This window comes from Streptomyces sp. A0958, assembly GCF_004795035.1.
Lineage (GTDB): Bacteria > Actinomycetota > Actinomycetes > Streptomycetales > Streptomycetaceae > Streptomyces.
Genome location: NZ_SSBK01000041.1, coordinates 1 through 18909 on the forward strand (window position 1 = coordinate 1; position 18909 = coordinate 18909).

Sequence of the window (18909 nt, forward strand, 5' to 3'; positions counted from 1 at the left end):
GGAAGACTTCGCCGGGACCGAAGTGTCCGTAGTTCTGTGCGGTGACGGTGGATACGAGGTTGCGGTGCGAGGACAGGATGCCCTTGGGCCGCCCGGTGGACCCCGAGGTGAACATCACGCACGCCACATCGCCACCCACCAGCGGCAGGTTCAGGTTCACGTCCGACTCGTCGGCCGGAGCCCCCGAGGAGCAGGAGACCACGGTCCAGGGCCCCTCCACACGCCGGCCGAGGGTGTCATCGGTGAGGAGCAGAACGATCCCCGCGTCGTCGGCGGCGGCCCGCAGACGCTCGTCGGGGAAGTCCGGGTCGAGCAGCGTGTAGCCGGCACCGGCCTTGACCACCGCGATCACCGCAGCGGCGAACGAGGCGTTACGTTCCAGGAGGACGCCCGCCAGGTCACCCCGGCCCAAACCTCGTGAACGCAGGTGCCGAGCCCACTGGTTGGCGGTGGCGTTCAGCTCCGCGTACGTAACCCGCTGGTCGCCGTCGATCAGCGCGACCGCCTCCGGCGAGCGGGCGGCCTGCGCCTCGAACCGCTCCACGAGCGAGGCGTCGTCCACGTCGACCACGGCCCCGGCCCAGGGCCCGAGCAGCAGCTCGCGCTCGTCCCGCGACAGCACCTCCAGCTCCGCGAGGTGTACCTCCGGGTCGGCCACCACCTGCCGCAGCACCTCACCGAGGACGGTCACCATGCGCTGGACGGTGGAGGGGTCGAACAGGTCCTCCGCGAAGACGACCGCGCCGTGCAGGCTTCGGCTGTCGTCCGAGCGGAGCAGGAACTCCAGGTCGAACTTGGCCGACCCGTTGGTCAGGCCCAGCACCTCGGCCGACCGGTCACCACCCAGGCTCAGCGCCGGTGTCTCTCCCGCCTCCAGGGTGAGGCAGATCTGGAAGAGGGGGTGGCGGGAGAGGGTGCGGGTGGGGTTGAGGGTGTCGAGGACGAGGTCGAAGGGTGCGTCCTGGTGGGCGAAGGCGTCGAGGTCGGTGGTGCGGACGCGTTCGAGGAGTTCGCGGAAGGTCGGGTTGCCGTCGGTGTGGGTGCGCAGGACGAGGGTGTTGACGAAGAAGCCGACGAGGTCGCGCAGTGCTTCGTCGGTGCGGCCGGCGACGGGGGAGCCGATGGCCAGGTCCGTACCGGCCCCGAGGCGGGTGAGGGTGGCGGCGAGCGCGGCGTGCACGACCATGAACGGCGTGCACCCTTCGGCACGGGCCAGTTCCCCGACGCGCTCGAACAGCTCGTCTCCCAGGGCGACTTCGACCTCCCCTCCACGGTGCGAGGCCTCCGCGGGGCGTGGGCGGTCGAGGTTCAGGGCGTGTTCCTCGGGCAGGCCTTCCAGGGTCTTGTGCCAGAAGGCCAGCTCCTGCGCCAGGACGCTCTCCGCGTCGTCACCCGACCCCAACACCCGCTGCTGCCAGACGGCGTAGTCGGCGTACCTCACCGGCAGCGGCTCCAGCACCTGGCCCTCGGCGCCCGCAACCCGCGCCTCGTAGGCCCGGGACAGGTCGTCGAAGAAGACGCCGGCGGACCGGCCGTCCGTCGCGATGTGGTGTACCAGCAGGTGGAGGACGAGGTGTCCGTCACCGAGCTCGAAGAGGGTGACCCGCAGGGGGTTCTCCGTCTTGAGGTCGAACCGGTGCCGGGCAGCCACGTCCAGGTCGCCGTCCAGCGTCTCCGGCGTGGACCCCCGGCGCTCGATGACCACGCGGGCCTGCGCGGCCGGCCGGACATGTTGGCGCGGTTCGCCGTCGACCGTCGCGAACACGGTCCGCAGGGGAGTATGGCGCTCCGCCACGTCGTTGAGCGCGGACTCCAAGGCGTCCACGTCCAGCGGGCCTGTCAGGCGTACGGCCATCGGCACGTTGTACGCGGTGCTGCCGCCGTCGAGTTCGGCCAGCAGCCACAGGCGGCGCTGAGCGAACGACACGGGCGCGTCGTTGTCACCGGCCCATGCGCCGGCGGTGAGCGGCGGGAGCGCCGGCCGCCCCTTCAGCGAGGCGATGTACTGGGCGAGGCGCGCCGGGGTCGGGTGCTGGAACACGTCCCGGATGGTCAGCCGGACGCCCAGCACCTCGGCGATGTGGTTGGTGAGGCGGGCCGCCAGCAGCGAGTGACCGCCATGGGCGAAGAAACTGTCCTCGACGCCCACCGGGCCCGAGGTGCCCAGCACCCGGCTGAAGAGTGCGACCGCGACCTCTTCGAGCTGGCTCTGCGGCGCACGCTCCGACACCACGGCCGCGACCGGCTCGGGCAGAGCCCGCTTGTCGATCTTCCCGTTGGGCATGAGGGGGAGCCGGTCGAGCGGGGTGAGGTAGGCGGGGACGAGATGTTCCGGGAGGCGGTCCACGAGGTGGCGACGGACATCCTGCATGGTCACCGTGTCGGTGCTCGTGACCACGTAGGCGGACAGCTGCTTGTGGTGGGTGGTGACGGTGGCCTGGGTGATGTGGGGGTGGGTGAGGAGGGCCGCCTCCACCTCGGCGGGCTCGATGCGGAAGCCCCGGATCTTGATCTGACTGTCGGCGCGGCCTTCGTAGTGGAGGTGGCCGTGCTGGTCGAAGTGGGCGAGGTCTCCGGTGCGGTAGAGGCGGGTTCCGGGGGGTCCGTAGGGGTTGGGGATGAAGTGGGTGGCGGTGAGGTCGGAGCGGTTGAGGTAGCCGTGGGCGAGGCCGTCGCCGGCTACGTACAGCTCACCGGTGGCACCGGGTGCGCAGAGTCGGAGCGTGGTGTCGAGGACGTAGAGAGGCTTGTTGGTCAGTGGTGAGCCGATGGGGATGACGGTGTGGGGTTGGTCGGTGGGTTCGATGGTGTGGGTGGTGGCGTAGATCATCGCCTCGGCGGGGCCGTATCCGTTGATCACCCTGATCCCGGGCCGGGAGTGCAGGAGCTTGTGTACGTGGGCGGGGGATGCCGCTTCACCGACCGTGTAGGCGGTTGTGACGGACGCGAACGTCTCGGGGTGTTCGTCGGTGAGGTAGTTGAAGAGGCTGGCCGACAGCAGCAGGGTGGTGACCTTGTGGCGGGGCGCGAGTTCCGCGATGAGCGCGGGCTCGGGCTTCTGTCCGGGCTGGAGTACGGCGGTCCCGCCGTGCAGCAACGGCCCCCAGAATTCGAGGCTGAAGGCGTCCCAGGAGACGGGCGAGGACTGGAGGAACACCTCGTCGGGGCTGGTCGGGAGGTAGGTCTGTCCGACCAGGGTGGATACGAGGTTGCGGTGTGAGGAGACGATGCCCTTGGGCCGTCCGGTGGAGCCGGAGGTGAACATCACGCAGGCGAGGTCGTCACCCTGGACCGGTATCCCGAGGTTGGCCGAGTCGTAGTCCGAGACCTCGTCCGGCCCTTCCGCGCACGTCGTCCACGGGCCCTCAAGGCGGCCGGCGAGTTCTGTGTGGGTGACGAGGTGGCTGATTCCGGCCTCGGTGGCCGCAGAGCGGAGCCGTTCGTCGGGGAAGTCCGGGTCCAGGAGTACGTGTCCGGCGCCGGTCTTGAGGACGGCGATCAGTGCCGTGGCAAATGTGACATTGCGCTCCAGCAGAATCCCCGCGAGGTCGCCCCGCCCGAGCCCGCGTGAACGCAGGTGCTGGGCCCAGCGGTTGGCGGTGGCGTTCAGCTCCGCGTACGTAACCCGTCGCTCGCCGTCGATCAGCGCGACCGCCTCCGGGGACCGGGCAACCTGCGCCTCGAACCGCTCCACCAACGAGACGTCGTCCCGGTCGGCCACGGTCCCCGCCCACGCCCCGAGCAGCAGCTCCCGTTCGTCCGCCGACAGCACCTCCAGCTCCGCGAGGTGTACCTCCGGGTCGGCCACCGCCTGCCGCAGCACCTCACCGAGGACGGTCACCATGCGCTGGACGGTGGAGGGGTCGAACAGGTCCTCCGCGAAGACGACCATGCCGTGCAAGCCCTGGCCGTCGTCCGAGCGGAGCAGGAACTCCAGGTCGAACTTGGCCGACCCGTTGGCGAAGGTCTGGACGCGACCCGGCCGCACCCCCGGCAGACCGAGCACGGGGGTGCCGGTCTCCAGGGTGAGACAGATCTGGAAGAGGGGGTGGCGGGACAGCGTGCGGGGAGGGTTGGCGGCGTCGAGGACGAGGTCGAAGGGTGCGTCCTGGTGGGCGAAGGCGTCGAGGTCGGTGGTGCGGACGCGTTCGAGGAGTTCGCGGAAGGTCGGGTCGCCCTCCGTATTTGTGCGCAGGACCAGGGTGTTGACGAAGAAGCCGACGAGGTCGCGCAGTGCTTCGTCGGTGCGGCCGACGACGGGGGAGCCGATGGCCAGATCCGTACCGGCCCCGAGGCGGGTGAGGGCGGCGGCGAGCGCGGCGTGCACGACCATGAACGGCGTGCACCCTTCGGCGCGAGCCAGCTCGCCGACACGCTCGAACAGGTCGCCGCGCAGGGCGACTTCGACGGCTCCGCCACGATGTGAGGCACGTGCCGGCCGGGGGCGGTCCGGATTGAGCCCGTGCTCCTCCGGCAGCCCATCCAGGTTCTTGCGCCAGAAGGCCAGCTCCTGCGACAGCACACTGTCCGCGTCGTCGGCCGAGCCCAACACCCGCTGCTGCCAAGCCGCGTAGTCCGCGTACCGCACCGGCAGCGGCTCCAACACCTGGCCTTCGGCACCCGCAACCCGTGCCTCGTAGGCGTGGGCGAGGTCCGCGAAGTACACGTTGCCGGACTCACCGTCCGTGGCGATGTGATGCAGCACGATCACGAGGTGATGCGTCGCCTCGTCCACGCGGAACAGCTGGACGGTGAGAGGGAGTTCGGTCCGGAGGTCGAAGACGTGGCGACCGGCCTCGGCCATCGCCCGGCCCAGCGCGTCCGGGGCCACCTCACAGCGCTCGACCACCACCCGGGCCTGCGAGGCGGGGAGGACGCGCTGTCGCGGTTCGCCGTCGACCGTCTCGAACAGGGTCCGCAGGGGCGCGTGCCGCTCGACCACGTCGTTGAGCGCCGCCTCAAGGGCGTCGACGTTCAGCTCGCCCTCCAGACGTACCGCCATCGGCACGTTGTAGGCGGTGCTGCCGCCCTCCAGGTCCGCCAGCAGCCACAACCGCCGCTGGGCGAACGACACCGGGGCCGGCCCTTCGTCGGGCCCCTCACCGGCGGTCAGCGGAGGCAGCGCGGGCAGGCCCTTCTCCGTGCTGACCTTCGCCGCGAGCTGCACCACGGTCGGGTTCTGGAAGACGTCCCGGATCGTCAGCCGGACGCCCAGGGCCTGCGCGATCCGGTTGGTGAGACGGGCGGCGAGGATGGAGTGCCCGCCGTGGTGGAAGAAGTCGTCGTCGATCGACAGGTCCGTGGGCGAGCTGAGCGTGCTGGTGAAGAGGCTGGTCAGGGTCTCTTCCAACAGGGTGCGCGGGGCGCGTCCGCCCGACGAGACCGCGACCGGCTCGGGCAGAGCCCGCTTGTCGATCTTCCCGTTGGGCATGAGGGGGAGCCGGTCGAGCGGGGTGAGGTAGGCGGGGACCAGGTGTTCGGGCAGCCGGGCGGCGAGGTGGCGACGGACGTCCTCCATGGCCACGGCACTGCCGACCACATACGCGGAGAGCTGGTCACGGTGGGTGGTGACGACGGCCTGAGTTATCTGCGGGTGGGTGAGGAGCGCGGTCTCGACCTCACTGGGCTCGATCCGGAAACCACGGATCTTCACCTGGTCGTCCGCGCGGCCTTCGTAGTGGAGGTGGCCGTGCTGGTCGAAGTGGGCGAGGTCTCCGGTGCGGTAGAGGCGGGTTCCGGGGGGTCCGTAGGGGTTGGGGATGAAGTGGGTGGCGGTGAGGTCGGAGCGGTTGAGGTAGCCGTGGGCGAGGCCGTCGCCGGCTACGTACAGCTCACCGGTGGCACCGGGTGCGCAGAGTCGGAGCGTGGGGTCGAGGACGTAGAGGGGCTTGTTGGTCAGTGGTGAGCCGATGGGGATGGCGGTGTGGGGTTGGTCGGTGGGTTCGATGGTGTGGGTGGTGGCGTAGATCATGGCCTCGGCGGGGCCGTATCCGTTGATCACCCTGGTTCCGGGCCGGGTGTTCAGGAGCTTGTGTACGTGGGCGGGGGATGCCGCTTCACCGACCGTGTAGGCGGTCGTGACGGACGCGAACGTCTCGGGGTGTTCGTCGGTGAGGTAGTTGAAGAGGCTGGCCGACAGCAACAGAGTCGTCACTCGGTGCCGACGCGCGAGCTCTGCGATCAGCGCCGGCTCCGGCTTCTGTCCGGGCTGGAGCACGACCCGGCCGCCGTGCAGCAACGGCCCCCAGAATTCGAGGCTGAAGGCGTCCCAGGAGACGGGCGAGGACTGGAGGAACACCTCGTCGGGGCTGGTCGGGAGGTAGGTCTGTCCGACCAGGGTGGATACGAGGTTGCGGTGTGAGGAGACGATGCCCTTGGGCCGTCCGGTGGAGCCGGAGGTGAACATCACGCAGGCGAGGTCGTCACCCTGGATCGGCACATTGAGGTTGGCCGAGCTGTACGCCGAGACCTCGTCCGGCCCTTCCGCGCACGTCGTCCACGGGCCCTCAAGGCGGCCGGCGAGTTCTGTGTGGGTGACGAGGTGGCTGATTCCGGCCTCGGTGGCCGCAGACCGGAGCCGTTCGTCGGGGAAGTCCGGGTCCAGGAGTACGTGTCCGGCGCCGGTCTTGAGGACGGCGATCAGTGCCGTGGCAAATGTGACATTGCGCTCCAGCAGAATTCCCGCGAGGTCGCCCCGCCCGAGCCCGCGTGAACGCAGGTGCTGGGCCCACTGGTTGGCGGTGGCGTTCAGCTCCGCGTACGTAACCCGTCGCTCGCCGTCGATCAGCGCGACCGCCTCCGGGGACCGGGCAACCTGCGCCTCGAACCGCTCCACCAGCGAGACGTCGTCCCGGTCGACCACGGTCCCCGCCCACGCCCCGAGCAGCAGCTCCCGTTCGTCCGCCGACAGCACCTCCAGCTCCGCGACCCTGCGATCGGCCGGCTCTCCCCGCTCCCCGGCCGGGGCGAGGGCAGCCCTGAGGAAGGCGGTGAAGCGGTCGTGGTGGGCGGCGACGGCGTCGACGTCGACCCCCTCGACGGGGGTGTCGAAGTCGATCCGCAGGCCGTCCGCCGCGCCCAGGTCGTACACCGCGACGCTGAGGTCGTCCACCGGGCCGTTGCTCACGTTGTGGTTGATCGTGGGGTGGCCGCACACCGTCATGTCGGCGTTGAAGCCCATGATGTTGAGCACCGGCCCGGTCAGCCTGCGGGCGCCGGTGAGGGTGCCGGCGTCCCGCCGCAGGTCCTCGTAACGCGTCAGCTGATGGCGCAGACCGTGCTTGACCTCGGCGGATACCGCCCGTACCAGGGTATGGAGGGTTTCCCCGGCGCCCACCCGCAGCCGCAGCGGTACGACGTTCGACGTCATGCCGGGTGTGCTGCGGGCGGCCTTCGTGGTCCGGCCCGTCACCGGCAGTGCGAGCATCAGCTCGTCCTGTGCCGTGACGCGGTGCAGGTACACCGTGAACAGGGCGACCACCAGCACCGGCCAGGAGACCCGCTCGGAACGCGCGACGGCACGCAGCCGGTCCGCGTCCGCCGCCGGCACCAGGACCGTGCGCCGGGAGAACGGCAGGGCGCCCCGGGACGGGGCCGCCCGGCCGGCTCCCCGGACCAGGCTGTGCGGAGTCTCCGGCGCCCCGGCCAAGTGCTCGCGCCAGGCGGCCCGTTCGGCGGCGGCATCCTCGGAGCCCCGCCAGGCCGCGTCCTCGGCCTGGAGGTCGGTCAGCCGGCCGAACGGCGTATCGCCCCACGGCTCGCCGGCGACCGCCTTCTCGTACAGCTCGACCAGCCGCTTCAGCAGCATCGACACGCTCACGCCGTCGACCAGCAGGTGGTGGAAACCGTAGAAGTAGAAGTACCGGTCATCGGCCAGCTTGATCAGCGCGCAGCGGACCGGGGTTTCGCAGGTCAGGTCGAAGGCGGTGCCGACCGCCGCGTCCACCAGATCCCACGCCGCGCGCTCCGGGTCGTCCTCGGCGCTCACATCGGTGAACGGGAGGGTACGGGCGCCCGGTTCGGCGTCGATCAGCTGCCACACGGTCTCGCCGTCGTCCTCGAAGCAGCGGGTGCGCATGACGTCCGCCTCCGCGACGAGGCGGTGCCAGGCGGCCGCCATCAGCGCCGGGTCGACCGGGCCGAGGATGTCCCGGCACTCGGCGACGTTGTACTTCAGGCCGGTGGGGTCCAGGGTGTGGGCCGTCCAGATGTCGCGCTGAGCCTCCGAGAGCGGCAACCGGAAGGCGGCCGGAGCGGGTGCGACGGTCGCGTCGGACGGCATGGGGTCTCCTGTGTGGGTCGCGGCGGGGATGGGCGGGTCCTGAGGGCGCGGAGCCGAGGGGTGCGGGCGGTACGGGGCCGGCGGACCGGGCGGGAGGGGCCGGACCGGCCGGCCTCGCCCGGTCGTCGGTGCGGGCCGGCAGTGCCATACAACCGCCGGAGCCGCGTGCCGAGCGGCAGTTGTTCCGGCGGTAGGGCCAGCAGTTCGGCGCGGCTGCGGCAGTCAGACGGCAGCCGCGGCGCCCGCCGACGCGCGCACCACGCACAGGACGCGGAAACCCGAGCGGCCGCTGTCCGCACTGGACCGGACCACCCCGCTGACCAGCAGCTCCCGGATCAGCCGGCCGCACTCCGGCAGCGTGCGCCCGGTCAGCCGGACGACGTCCTGGAGCAGGAACTCCCCGTCGCCCGCACGGCACAGGTCGCCGACGAGCGTCCGGTACGCGGGAGGCAGCGCCGCGAGGGTGCGGCCGACCCGCTCCTGGAGGCGGGAGCCGTCCGGGCCCCCGGCGAGGTGGTCGAGCAGCGGGGCCGGGTCGGAGTCGACGATGTCGCGCAGGGTGGACAGATCGCAGACGGTGAGCCAGGAGGCGGCGGCGGCGAGCGCGGCCGGGTGGCCGTCGAGGCGGTGGCAGATCCAGGCGACATCGGCGAGCGCCTGCTCGTCGGGCACGATGTCGGGGCGGACCCGGCGCAGCTGGCTGAGGAAGAACCGGACGGCGGCGGCGTCCGTGTGCCCGGCGGCCGGTGCGGGCGCCTCCAACGGGGAGAGCAGGAAGAGGCGTTCCCCGGGTACGTTCCACGGCCGTTCCCCGGTGATCAGCAGGCGCAGGCCCGGGAACGCGCGCAGCAGACCGCTCAGCCGGCCGAAGTCGAGCCCGCACGTGTCGACGCCGTCGAGGACGAGTACGGTGCCGGGTCCGCCGATGATTCCCAGGACCTCCGCCAGTTCGGGCAGCAGCTCCCCGGCGTGACCCTCGCCGCGCAGGAAACGCGCGCACCCCTCGGCCAGCCGGGGCAGCGGGTCGTCGTCGGCGCGCAGGCAGTCGGCGGTGGCCCCGTCGCCGGAGTGCCACAGCACGGGCAGCCCGGCGTCGTGCAGGCGGGCGGCAGCCTCCAGGGCGAGCCGGGTTTTGCCGACGCCGCTCAGCCCGACGACGGTGATCAGCCGCTCGGCGCCCGACCCCAGCTCCTCCACGACCACACCGGTCTCCGCCTCCCGGCCCACCAGCGGATACAGCGGCACGGGCGGCGCGGCCCGCTCCACGGACAGGCGCCGGACGTCACCGCCCGCCCGCGGCCCTCGTCCGGCCGCCTCCTCCAGCGCGGTACGCGACCGGGGGCCGAGTCTCAGCGCGTCGGCGATCAGACGCACCGTGTCCGTTCTCGGCCGCTGGGCCTTCCCCTTCTCCAGGTCCCGGATGGCGCGCACGCTGATGGTCGAGAGGTCCGCCAGCTCCCGCTGGGTCAGACCGATACGGAGCCGGTGGCCGCGTATCAGGGAACCGAGCGGGGCGGGGGTCGCCGGGGTGCCCTGCGGGGGGAGGCTGAGCGTCATGGAAGGACTCCTGCTCGTCGGGGAGGGGCGACCCCGGAAGCGGCTGCGGGCCGGGGCGCTGGGGAGGGACGGCTGTCGTGCCTTGCTTCTGCCGCGCATCCTCCCCACGCGGCCTATCCGGGGGGCATCGCCGGACCAACGCCGCCCGGGGCGCCCCGGCCCGCCCCGGGATAGCGGCGGGGCGCGGACGAGAGGCGGCGGACGCCCTGGCCGGGCCGGGCGCGCGCCACAGGCGATAGGGGCGCGGGCCCGTGATAGCGGGGGGATAAGGCCGGGACCGGTGCGGTGAATCCGGCCCTTCCTAACGTGGTGTCCACAAGGAGACGGAACACCGACGAAAGGACAGTCCGATGACGAAGAACACCACCGCCCGCAACGCCCTGCGCGCCGCCTTCGCCACCGCCGCGGTCGTGATCGTGACCGGAATCGGTGTCCAGGCCGGCTGGGCCGACGACGCGTCGGGCACCGGCACCCAGCCGACCACGACCACCAGCACCCCCACCCCCGGCGCCACCGGCCCCACCGAGAACAACCCCTGGGACTGACCGCCCGGGCATGCCGCCCAAAGGGCCACGGCCCCGGAGCACGCCCCGCGCACGCTGACCTCAGCCGCCACCGCGCCCGCTGACTTCAGCCCCCGCCGAGCCGGCCGAATCTCCCGGCCACCCCGCGCCCGCTCGTCTCAGCCGGTGCCGAGCAGCCGCCGCGTCTCCGCCAGTTCACGCTTCATGCCCCGGTCCCTGAACACTTCCAGCGCGGGGGCCAGCAGTTCCCGGGAACGCCCCGGTTCGTCCTCCAGCAGACGCGCCAGATCCAGGCGGGCCAGAGCGCCACCGCCGAAATCCATGATCTGCTCCCGGGCAGCGACGGCCCGGTCGAAGAAGTACCTGGCCCGGTCGGGCCGCCCCATCAACGCGAACGCATGGCCCAGGTCGCGCAGCAGATGCCCCTCGCCGATCACATCGCCCGAGTCCCGGCACAGCTCCAGGACCTCCGTGAACGTCAGCACCGCGAGATCGAGCTCGGCCCGCTCCAGCAGCAACTGCCCCACCCTGCGCAGGGTCCGCGCCCTGCCTCCCAGGTAGCCGACCCCGTCGTATATCTCCAGCGCCTCGTCCAACTGGACCTGCGCCGCGTCCGTCTCGCCCCGGCGCATCCGGATGTGGGCGCTCTGCGTGAGCACGATCGCCCGGCCCACCACGTCACCGGCCCGGTCGAAGTCGGCCAGGGACCGTTCGTACAGTTCGAGAGCGGTGTCGTCCTCACCGTTCGTCCGGGCGATCAGCGCCATGTCGCGGCGACACAGCGCCTCGCCCTGCGGCTCGTCCAGCGCCTGGAAGACGTCGAGCGCCGAACTCAGCGCCTGGCGGGCCATGTCGAACTCGTTGCGGCTCATGTACAACGAGCCGAGCGAGGCGCGTACAGCGGCGGTGCCCCGCAGGTTGCCGGCCTTGCGCACGGCGGCCAGCGCCCGAACATGGGTCTGTTCCCACAGGTCGTAGTGGCCCCGCACCTCGAACAGGGTGACCAGGGTCGTCGCCAGGTCCCAGCTGACGTCGTGCAGGCCCTCGTCGGCGGCGTGCTCCACCATCCCGCACAGCGCGGCCTGCTCCGCGTCGAACCAGGCCAGCGGATCGGCGAGCAGCTCCCCGGTGCAGGACGGGGGCGGCGCCCAGCGCGGGGCATCGCCGTGCAGCACGGTGAAGTCGCCGCCGTACACCTTGCGATGGGCCTCCTGCGCGAGGTACATCCAGCCGCCCGCCATGCGCGTGAGCGCGGACCGCCGCAGCTCCGGGGCGTCGTGCGCGGCCAGTTGCTCGCGGGCGTAGACCCGGATGATCTCGTGGAACTGGTACCGGTAGCCGCCGGCGCGCTCCACCCCGACGACGTCGAGCATCTGCATGTCGACCAGCGGCTCCATCAGGTCCGACGGCACCGGGCGGTCGTCGTCCAGCAGGGCGCCGGCCAGCCAGCCGGGCAGCGTCGGCGTCCGGGACATGCTCAGCAACCGCAGCAGCCCGCGGTCCTCCGCCGCCAGACCGTTGTACGTGAGCGAGAGGCTGGCCCGCATCGTCATCTCGCCATGCGCCAACTCGTCCAGACGGTGCCGTTCGTTGGCCAGCCTGTGCACCATCGACGCGAGCGTCCAGTGCGGGCGGGCGGCGAGCCGGGCGGCCACGATGCGCAGGGCCAGCGGCAGCCGCCCGACCGTACGCACCAGAGCCGCGGCGGACGCCGCCTCGCCCTCGACCCTCTCCTGCCCGATGATCCTGGACAGCAGCTCCAGCGCCCGCTCCTCGTCCAGGACGTCCAGCTCGACGCGGTGCGCACCCGGCAGCGCGGTCAGCCTGGCCCGACTGGTCACCAGCACGGCGCAGTCGCGGCTGCCCGGGAGCAGCGGCTGCACCTGGCTCTCGGTGGCGGCGTCGTCCAGGACGACCAGGAGGCGGCGCGAGGCGAGCCGAGTCCGGTACATCTCCGCCCGCTCGTCCAGCGAGTCCGGGATCAGCTGGCCCGGGATGCCCAGGGCCCGCAGGAAGCGGCCCAGTACCTCCAGGGTGGTGGCGGGGGTGCCGGTGCCGCGCAGGTCGCAGTAGAGCTGACCGTCGGGGAACCCCGTCTCGGCGAGCCGGTGCGCGATGTTGACGGCGAGCGTGGACTTGCCGGTGCCCGGCTTGCCGGTGATCACGGCGAGCCCCACCGCCTTGCGGTCCCGCCCGCTGGTCAACGCCTGCTCCAACGCGACGAGCTGGGCCTCGTCCGCGACGAAGTCGGAGGTAGCGGCGGGGAGTTGCTGGGGCCGGGCATCGTGCGGCTGCCCTTCGGACCGGCCGGGGGCGTCCCGCCCGGATGCGGGGGAGGAGGACGGCTTTTGGGCCGGCTCGCCGGTGTCGTCCCGGTCCGCGGTGCGCTCGGCGCCGTCGTGCGGTGCGGGGCCGGGGCCGCCGGACGGCACCTGGCCTCCGCCTGCCGCGTGGCCGGCTGCGATGGCCGGCGCGGGGGCCGAGGCGGCGGCCGGGGCGGTTTCGGCCTTCTCGGTACGGGGCCGGGGTGCGCGGACCGGCGGGGGCAGTTCACCCGTGAGGATGGCCGCCTCCAGCCGGCGCAGCTCCCTGCCCGGTGCCAGCCCCAGTTCCTGGTCGAGAATCCTGCGCCCGGTGCGGAACGCCTCCAGCGCCTCCGCCTGACGCCCCGACCAGTACAGGGCGCACATCAGCTGCCCGCGCAGCCGCTCACGCAACGGATTCTCATGGGTGAGGAGTTGGAGCTCACCCACGAGCCGGTCGTGCCGCCCCAGCTCCAGTTCCAGCTGCATCCGCAACTCGACGGCGCTCAGCCGCTCCTCGTCCAGTTGGCGGGCCTTGTTGGCGAGCGGACCGCTCACAAGACCGGTCAGCGAATCGCCCTGCCACAGGGCCACCGCCGACTTCAGCAGCGCCACCGCCTTCTCCGCCTCGCCCTCGTCACGCTGCCGCCGCGCCATCGCGACCAGACCGGTGAACAGCAGCGAGTCGACGTCCCCGGTGTCGATGTGGAGTACGTAACCCGGTGGCCGGGTCGTTATCGAGACCGTACTGTCCGCACCGGCCAGCAGCTTCCGCAGCCGGGAGACACATATCTGCACCTGGGTGCGCGCGGTCTCCGGAGGGTTGTCCTCCCAGATGAGGTCCACCAGGTAGTTCGTACTGACCACCCGGTTTGCCTCCAGCAGCAGAGCGGCCAGGATCACTTCCTGGCGCCCCGGCGGCACCCGCAGAGGCCCGTCCTTGCCCCGCACCTGGAGCGGGCCCAGCAACTGGAAAGGGGGCCGTGGCGCGCCGGGGGCATCCTGGACCGTGTGCGTCGTACCCTCGGCCACCGAGACCCCCAGCTCGTAAGCGCGTTGATACTCCGGGATCAACTTCCCCAAAGTTTTCACAACCCCCACGGATCTGTCCATCCTGCCTGCCCCAGCGTGACGGCACAGCGAATAGCGGCGCGATAAGCGGGGGTTGGCGCACTGCGGAAGAGTGCGCCGCGAAGGAGAAAGGAGGCGTCCCATGCACACCGACGCCTGGACGAGCACCACAGGCCCGAACACGGTGAGCGACCTGGTCACCGCCGCCGGCACCGACCACGTCCGCCTCGTCTACGACTACCTCGACGCCGACGACCTCGACGCGTGCGCATCGCTGCTCCACGACCGCGTCGAACTGGAACTGCCCGGCGTCCCCACCGCCCGTGGCCGCACCGCCGTCCCGCGTGCCCACCGCGACCACACCGGGCCCCACACCCGCCACGAGATCGACCGCGTCGTCGCCCACGACCGGAGCATCGTCACCGTCGGCCGCCGCATCACCTCGGGCACCGAGGACACCTGCCTGCGCTTCGTGGACTTCTTCCGCATCGCCGACGACGGCATGGTGGAGTCCTGCACGCGCTACTACCACACGGAGCCGGTAGGGCAGGGCGTCGGACCGTGACGGACGGCCGGGTCTCTCCGGCGGTAGCCTCCCGCGCCATGAGCATGCATATCCATGTGACGGTGGCTTACCCGGACGGCGATGAGATGGAGAGGGTGCTCGGGCTGGCCGAGGCGGTCGGCGAGCCCGTCAGCGTCACGTTCCGGTGGGAGGCGGGCGAAACGCCGGAAGACGCGGTGCTGGTGCCCGCCGCCACGCTGGCACGCTGGGAGCACTGGGCCCCCACCGCCTACCCGTCGAGTGACACCGAGGGCGAGGACGAGGACAAGGACGAGGGCGAGGGCGAGGGCGAGGACCGGGCCGCGAGGGAGCAGCCGGAACTGGCCCACCCCACGGAGTTCGGCGAGTTCACCCTCTACCGTCGCCGCGCAGGAGGGCGTACGGCGGTCGCCCGCAACGGCGTGGTGGTCGCCGAGCTACTGGCCCCCGGAGAGGCGCGATGGCTCCGGGAGAAGGCACGCGATGTTCGCCAAGGCTTCATGGACCCGAAGCAGAAGGCGGCGTTCGAGGAGTTCCTTGCCCGGCAGGCATCCGTCGAGTAGCGGTGACGCGCCGCACGCGGAGGCGTCCGGGCCCCGCACGTATTCGGCCACCGCGGGGGGTGCCGGTTCACCGTGCGCGTGGCCCGCTTCCCATGGGGTCGTTCTCAGTTCCGGCGAAGTGCCGCCGGAACAGTGCATAGGACATGGCGTACTGCGCCCCGGTTCCGATGATCATCGACAGCCAGACGCCCTCCACCCCGAGCACGGACCACGAGCTCAGGGCGAAAGCGAGCGGAATCTGCACCACCGCCCCCAGCAGCGTGACCCAGAACAGCGCCCGCGAGCGCCCGCCACCTGTGAAGACTCCGCCGAGGCCCACCACTCCGGCCAGGAGCAGCAGGTAGGGGAACAGGTACCGGAAAAGTACTCCACCCGAGTCGACGACTCCCGGAGCATCACTGAAGAGTCCCATGAGGAAGCGCCCACCGAGAGCGAGCGGGAGCCCCGCCCCGGCGCCGACGAGCGTGGCGAGCACGGCGCTCTGCCGCCCGATCGTGAATTCGGCGGACTCGCCCGCTCCCCGGGTGCGGGCGGTGAGAATACTGCCCGCCTGGCGCACGGCGTAGAAGGCCATGGTGACGAAGAACAGCACCTTGAAACCGATGCCGTACGCCGCCAACGGGTCCTCGCCGAACCGGGCCACGATGCCGACCAGGGTCATGCTGATCCCCATCCGCAGGACGAAGTCCCCGGAGGCGGGCAGCCCGATGTTCAGCAGCCGCCGCAGAGCGCTCCACAGCCGGAGGTCCGTCGGTTCCGCCTCCCCGACGTCCGCGACCCGCCTGCGCCGCAGGATCGTCAGGCTGACGCACAGGGCGGCGGTGCGGCCGATGAGCATGCCGAGCGCGGCACCCCGCACGCCCAGGCGCGGCAGCGGCCCCACGCCGTAGATCAGCAGGGGGTCGAGGACGAGGATGAGCGCGTTGGCCAGGATCGCCGTCCGCATGGGGGTCCTGGTGTCGCCGGTGCCCTTGAAGATGCCGTCGACGGCGTTCTGCGCGAAGAAGACGGCGATCCCGGGGAAGGAGATGGCGAAGAACTGCACGGTGAGCCGGAGAACATCGCCCTCGCCGCCGACGAGCAGGCGCGCGATGGGGTCGCGGAGGAGGAAGCCGCCCAGGGCGACGACGGGGGTGATGACGAGCCACAGCACCCGCACCGCGCTCATGACCACGGGGATTTCGGCGCGCCTCCTCCCCCCGATCGCGTCGGCGATCATCACGGTGGCCCCGACGTTGGCCATGAGGATGACGCCGAGGAGCACGTTCTCCAGGGTCGTGGCGACCGCCACCGCGCCCACGGCGGCCTCGCCGAGCCGGGACACCCAGACCGTGTCGATGACTCCGGCCACCACGCCGGAGAGCAGTTCGAGGTAGACCGGGATTCCGAGGCCCAGCAGCGACCAGCGGGTCGCGGCGGGGGAGAGGACGGCGGACTTCGCGGCGGCGGTCCGGACGTCAGGTGTGGTGGACAACGGGCATAACCTTTCCCGTGGCGCGGCTGGCTTCCATACGGCGGTGTGCCGCCACCGGTTCCCCCAGCGGCAAGACCCGGTCGGTCACGACCCGGCTGGCACCCGACTCGACCCGGCGGACGATGCTGTCGAGCACGGCCGTGCCCCCGACGAGGCCGCCGATCCGGTCGGCGCCGTCGCTCCACACGGACGAGGTGGCGGCACGGATCACCGGACGGTGTCCGGGCCGCAGGTCCCGTGGGCCGAGGGTGCCCCAGGCGGTCAGCCGGGATTCGGGGAGCGCCCCCGGGGTGGTCCAGACGTCACGAAGGCACAGGGCCTCCGGCCCACCCGGGCGCTCCAGCGTCATCGCACGCATGTCCACCCCGCCTTCCGTAGGAGCCGGCCACCGTTCGGTGCGGAAACACTACCTCTAATCGAGTGTGTCGAGAAGAGATAGTCTGGAAACAGACGCTGACAGGAGGGCCGTGCTGACACTTTCCATCCTCGGGTTCCTGGCCGAACGGCCCATGCACGCCTACGAACTCCGGCAACACCTGTCCGACCTGATCGGGCACAACCGGCCGGTGAGCGACGGTGCCCTCTACCCCGCGCTCAACCGGCTCAGGCAGGCCGGACACGTCGAGCGGCAGGCCGAACCGGGCAGCGGGGCGCAGGTGCGGCAAGTGCTCCACATCACCGGGAGCGGCAGGGAGGAGCTTCTGCGGCGGCTCTCCGATCCCCGGACCGCCGAGATCACCGACGGCGGCTCGTTCTTCACCCTGCTGGCGTTCCTCAGCCGGCTGCCCGACCGGGAGCAGCAGCGGGCCGTGCTCCAACGGCGGCTGGACTTCCTCTCCGAGCCGGCCAGCTTCTTCAGCCACTCGGGTGCTCCCTCGCGGATCAAGGACGTGGACGACCGCTTCCGCAAGGGCATGCTGATCATGGCCAGGGCCGCGCGGCGGACCGAGCGCACCTGGCTGGAGGAGACCCTGCGGGAGCTGTCCGACGAGGACGGCGCCGACCGGGCCCCGCAGGCGTGAGACCCGGCCCTCAGCCCCGCCGCCGCTGCCTCAGTACGCCGATGGCGAGGACCGCCGCGGTCAGCACACCGGTCCCGGTCAACCTGGGGCCGGGACGCGTCGCCGACGACCGGGAGCACGAGCACGGCGCCCATCGCGACCAGCGTCAGGATCGTCAGCCCGGGGAAGCCTCACATCCCCCGAGGACGCGTCCACGGACGTGGTCATCGGCCTGGAGGACTTCGTGCCGTCGGGCTTCCACCGCCTGCCTTGCCCGCTGCTCAGTTCGTCGTCCCCTTGTTCCAGCCCGGGGTATGGCGGGGAGAATCCGCCGAAACCATGAGAAGAGTGGCGGCTGTTGCCAGGATGGGGGCATGAACGAAGAGGATGAGGTCGAGCGGCCTGTGCTGGTGAGGATTCCGGTGGAGCCGGTTGAGGCCGCGATCGAGGCCGACGCCCGTGACGCGGCACGGAAAAGCTCGCTGGCGGTGCGCGGGCCGGTGTTCGGGGTGGTCTCGCAAGGCGAGCGGGATGGGCGGCGGTGGCGGGTGGTCGTCGAGGTGACGCACGGCTGCCCGCAGCAGGCCCGCGACGAGCTGAACTCCCTGCTCTGGTTCAAGGCGAAGGACGAGGCGCAGGACAGGCAGGAGCGGCGTGCCCTGCTGGCCGCGGTCGGCCGGCTGGAGACGGAGGAGGTCAACGAGCTTGCCGTGCTCGATACCCGCTACCGCGTGGTGCGGGCCGAGGAGTACGCGGGCATGGATGCCGGCGGGGCCCTCGAACTGCCTCGCCCCACCGACCCGGAGCCCCTTACGCCCGACTGGGACCACAGCACCGGGCCGCGGGTCGATGACGGCCTGGTCCTGGACCCCGACGCACCTTTGACCCCGGTTCAGGCCGCGGAACGGCTGTCGCTGCGGTCCCTGGCCTACACCGGGACCAGGTACCCCGAGGCTGTGCTGCGCGATTCCGCGCACGCTGTGGAGACCCACCCCGACGTTCTGCTCATGCCGACGGGATTCATGGTCGTGGAGCGCTCCGGCGAGGGGAGATGGACGGTCGGCGGTCGCCTGCAGGCCACCGCGCACGACGCCCGCCGCATGCTGAACTCCTCCCTGACCGTCTGGGAGCCGCGCATGCGCGGCCTGATCCCCCTCGGCACCCCCGCCGACGTCGACGCGCACACCATCGTCGCGCAGGGCCCCAGCCCCGCAGCCGCGGAACTGGCGGAGCTCGCCGCAGCATCGGACCGGCTCCGCGAGGGCCGGCTCAACCAGGTCGAGGCCGACGGCACCACCTACCGGATCGCCCGCATCCGGCGCCTGCTGCGCTGGGGTTCCGACGGCCCGGAAACCCCGCGCCCCTCTGACATCAGCACCGTGGAACCCTCGGTCATCCACCCCCGCCTCGACGAGGACGGTGTGATCCATCGCGAAGAGCCCGGGCATCAGGACATCGCGTCATGACCGTACGGTGAAGCGCCGGCGCGCCGGCCGCCCTCGGGCACGTGTCAGCTCAGCGGCCGACGTCGCGTACCTCGATCCCGTCGAGGTGCGCGACGAAGGAGACCCGGCACGGCGGCCCGAACACT

General features: G+C 71.7%; 10 protein-coding genes. 5 read left to right on the plus strand and 5 right to left on the minus strand.

Annotation, left to right across the window (positions count from 1 at the left end; genetic code table 11):
* Both E6P78_RS28175 and E6P78_RS28180 read right to left on the minus strand, forming a co-directional pair.
* Positions 1–8281 (minus strand): non-ribosomal peptide synthetase (locus E6P78_RS28175; RefSeq protein ID WP_136206468.1); only part of this gene is annotated, 8281 nt, incomplete at its 3' end.
* A 222-nt stretch (positions 8282–8503) separates the two neighbouring features.
* The gene (locus tag E6P78_RS28180; protein WP_136206469.1) at positions 8504–9838 is read right to left on the minus strand and encodes a helix-turn-helix domain-containing protein; all 1335 of its coding nucleotides are present in this window, start codon (positions 9836–9838) and stop codon (positions 8504–8506) included.
* A 350-nt stretch (positions 9839–10188) separates the two neighbouring features.
* On the opposite strand from E6P78_RS28180, the gene E6P78_RS28185 reads away from it, so the two are divergent.
* On the plus strand, positions 10189–10383 hold the full coding sequence (locus E6P78_RS28185; protein WP_136206470.1) for a hypothetical protein: 195 nt from the start codon (positions 10189–10191) through the stop codon (positions 10381–10383).
* Between the two features lie 137 nt (positions 10384–10520).
* On the opposite strand, the gene E6P78_RS28190 is transcribed toward E6P78_RS28185, so the two are convergent.
* Positions 10521–13748 (minus strand): AfsR/SARP family transcriptional regulator, encoded by a 3228-nt coding sequence (locus E6P78_RS28190; protein ID WP_240799397.1) that lies wholly within the window; start codon positions 13746–13748, stop codon positions 10521–10523.
* A gap of 130 nt (positions 13749–13878) precedes the next feature.
* On the opposite strand from E6P78_RS28190, the gene E6P78_RS28195 reads away from it, so the two are divergent.
* Positions 13879–14301 carry a nuclear transport factor 2 family protein gene (locus tag E6P78_RS28195; RefSeq protein WP_136206471.1) on the plus strand — a complete coding sequence of 141 codons (423 nt, stop codon included), beginning with the start codon at positions 13879–13881 and terminating at the stop codon, positions 14299–14301.
* 38 nt (positions 14302–14339) lie between these two features.
* The gene (locus E6P78_RS28200) at positions 14340–14843 is read left to right on the plus strand and encodes a hypothetical protein (protein WP_136206472.1); all 504 of its coding nucleotides are present in this window, start codon (positions 14340–14342) and stop codon (positions 14841–14843) included.
* A 67-nt stretch (positions 14844–14910) separates the two neighbouring features.
* On the opposite strand, the gene E6P78_RS28205 is transcribed toward E6P78_RS28200, so the two are convergent.
* Together E6P78_RS28205 and E6P78_RS28210 are read right to left on the minus strand one after the other, a co-directional pair.
* Entirely contained in the window at positions 14911–16317 is a 1407-nt protein-coding gene (locus E6P78_RS28205; protein WP_136206473.1) for an MATE family efflux transporter, read from the minus strand.
* On the minus strand, positions 16301–16675 hold the full coding sequence (locus E6P78_RS28210; RefSeq protein WP_240799398.1) for a zinc-binding dehydrogenase: 375 nt from the start codon (positions 16673–16675) through the stop codon (positions 16301–16303). The genes E6P78_RS28205 and E6P78_RS28210 overlap by 17 nt, the downstream gene beginning before the upstream one ends.
* Positions 16676–16784: 109 nt before the next feature.
* Between E6P78_RS28210 and E6P78_RS28215 the strand changes: the two genes are divergently transcribed.
* The gene (locus tag E6P78_RS28215; protein WP_136206474.1) at positions 16785–17339 is read left to right on the plus strand and encodes a PadR family transcriptional regulator; all 555 of its coding nucleotides are present in this window, start codon (positions 16785–16787) and stop codon (positions 17337–17339) included.
* 353 nt (positions 17340–17692) lie between these two features.
* On the plus strand, positions 17693–18784 hold the full coding sequence (locus E6P78_RS28220; protein WP_206307935.1) for a DUF5954 family protein: 1092 nt from the start codon (positions 17693–17695) through the stop codon (positions 18782–18784).
* Positions 18785–18909: the final 125 nt, after the last annotated feature.

Excerpts from the sequence above, each read along its gene's own strand:
- E6P78_RS28185 (WP_136206470.1), top strand. The coding sequence starts at position 10,189 with ATGACGAAGAACACCACCGCCCGCAACGCCCTGCGCGCCGCCTTCGCC.
- E6P78_RS28210 (WP_240799398.1), bottom strand. The coding sequence starts at position 16,675 with ATGCGTGCGATGACGCTGGAGCGCCCGGGTGGGCCGGAGGCCCTGTGC.
- E6P78_RS28195 (WP_136206471.1), top strand. The coding sequence starts at position 13,879 with ATGCACACCGACGCCTGGACGAGCACCACAGGCCCGAACACGGTGAGC.
- E6P78_RS28180 (WP_136206469.1), bottom strand. The coding sequence starts at position 9,838 with ATGACGCTCAGCCTCCCCCCGCAGGGCACCCCGGCGACCCCCGCCCCG.
- E6P78_RS28220 (WP_206307935.1), top strand. The coding sequence starts at position 17,693 with ATGAACGAAGAGGATGAGGTCGAGCGGCCTGTGCTGGTGAGGATTCCG.
- E6P78_RS28200 (WP_136206472.1), top strand. The coding sequence starts at position 14,340 with ATGAGCATGCATATCCATGTGACGGTGGCTTACCCGGACGGCGATGAG.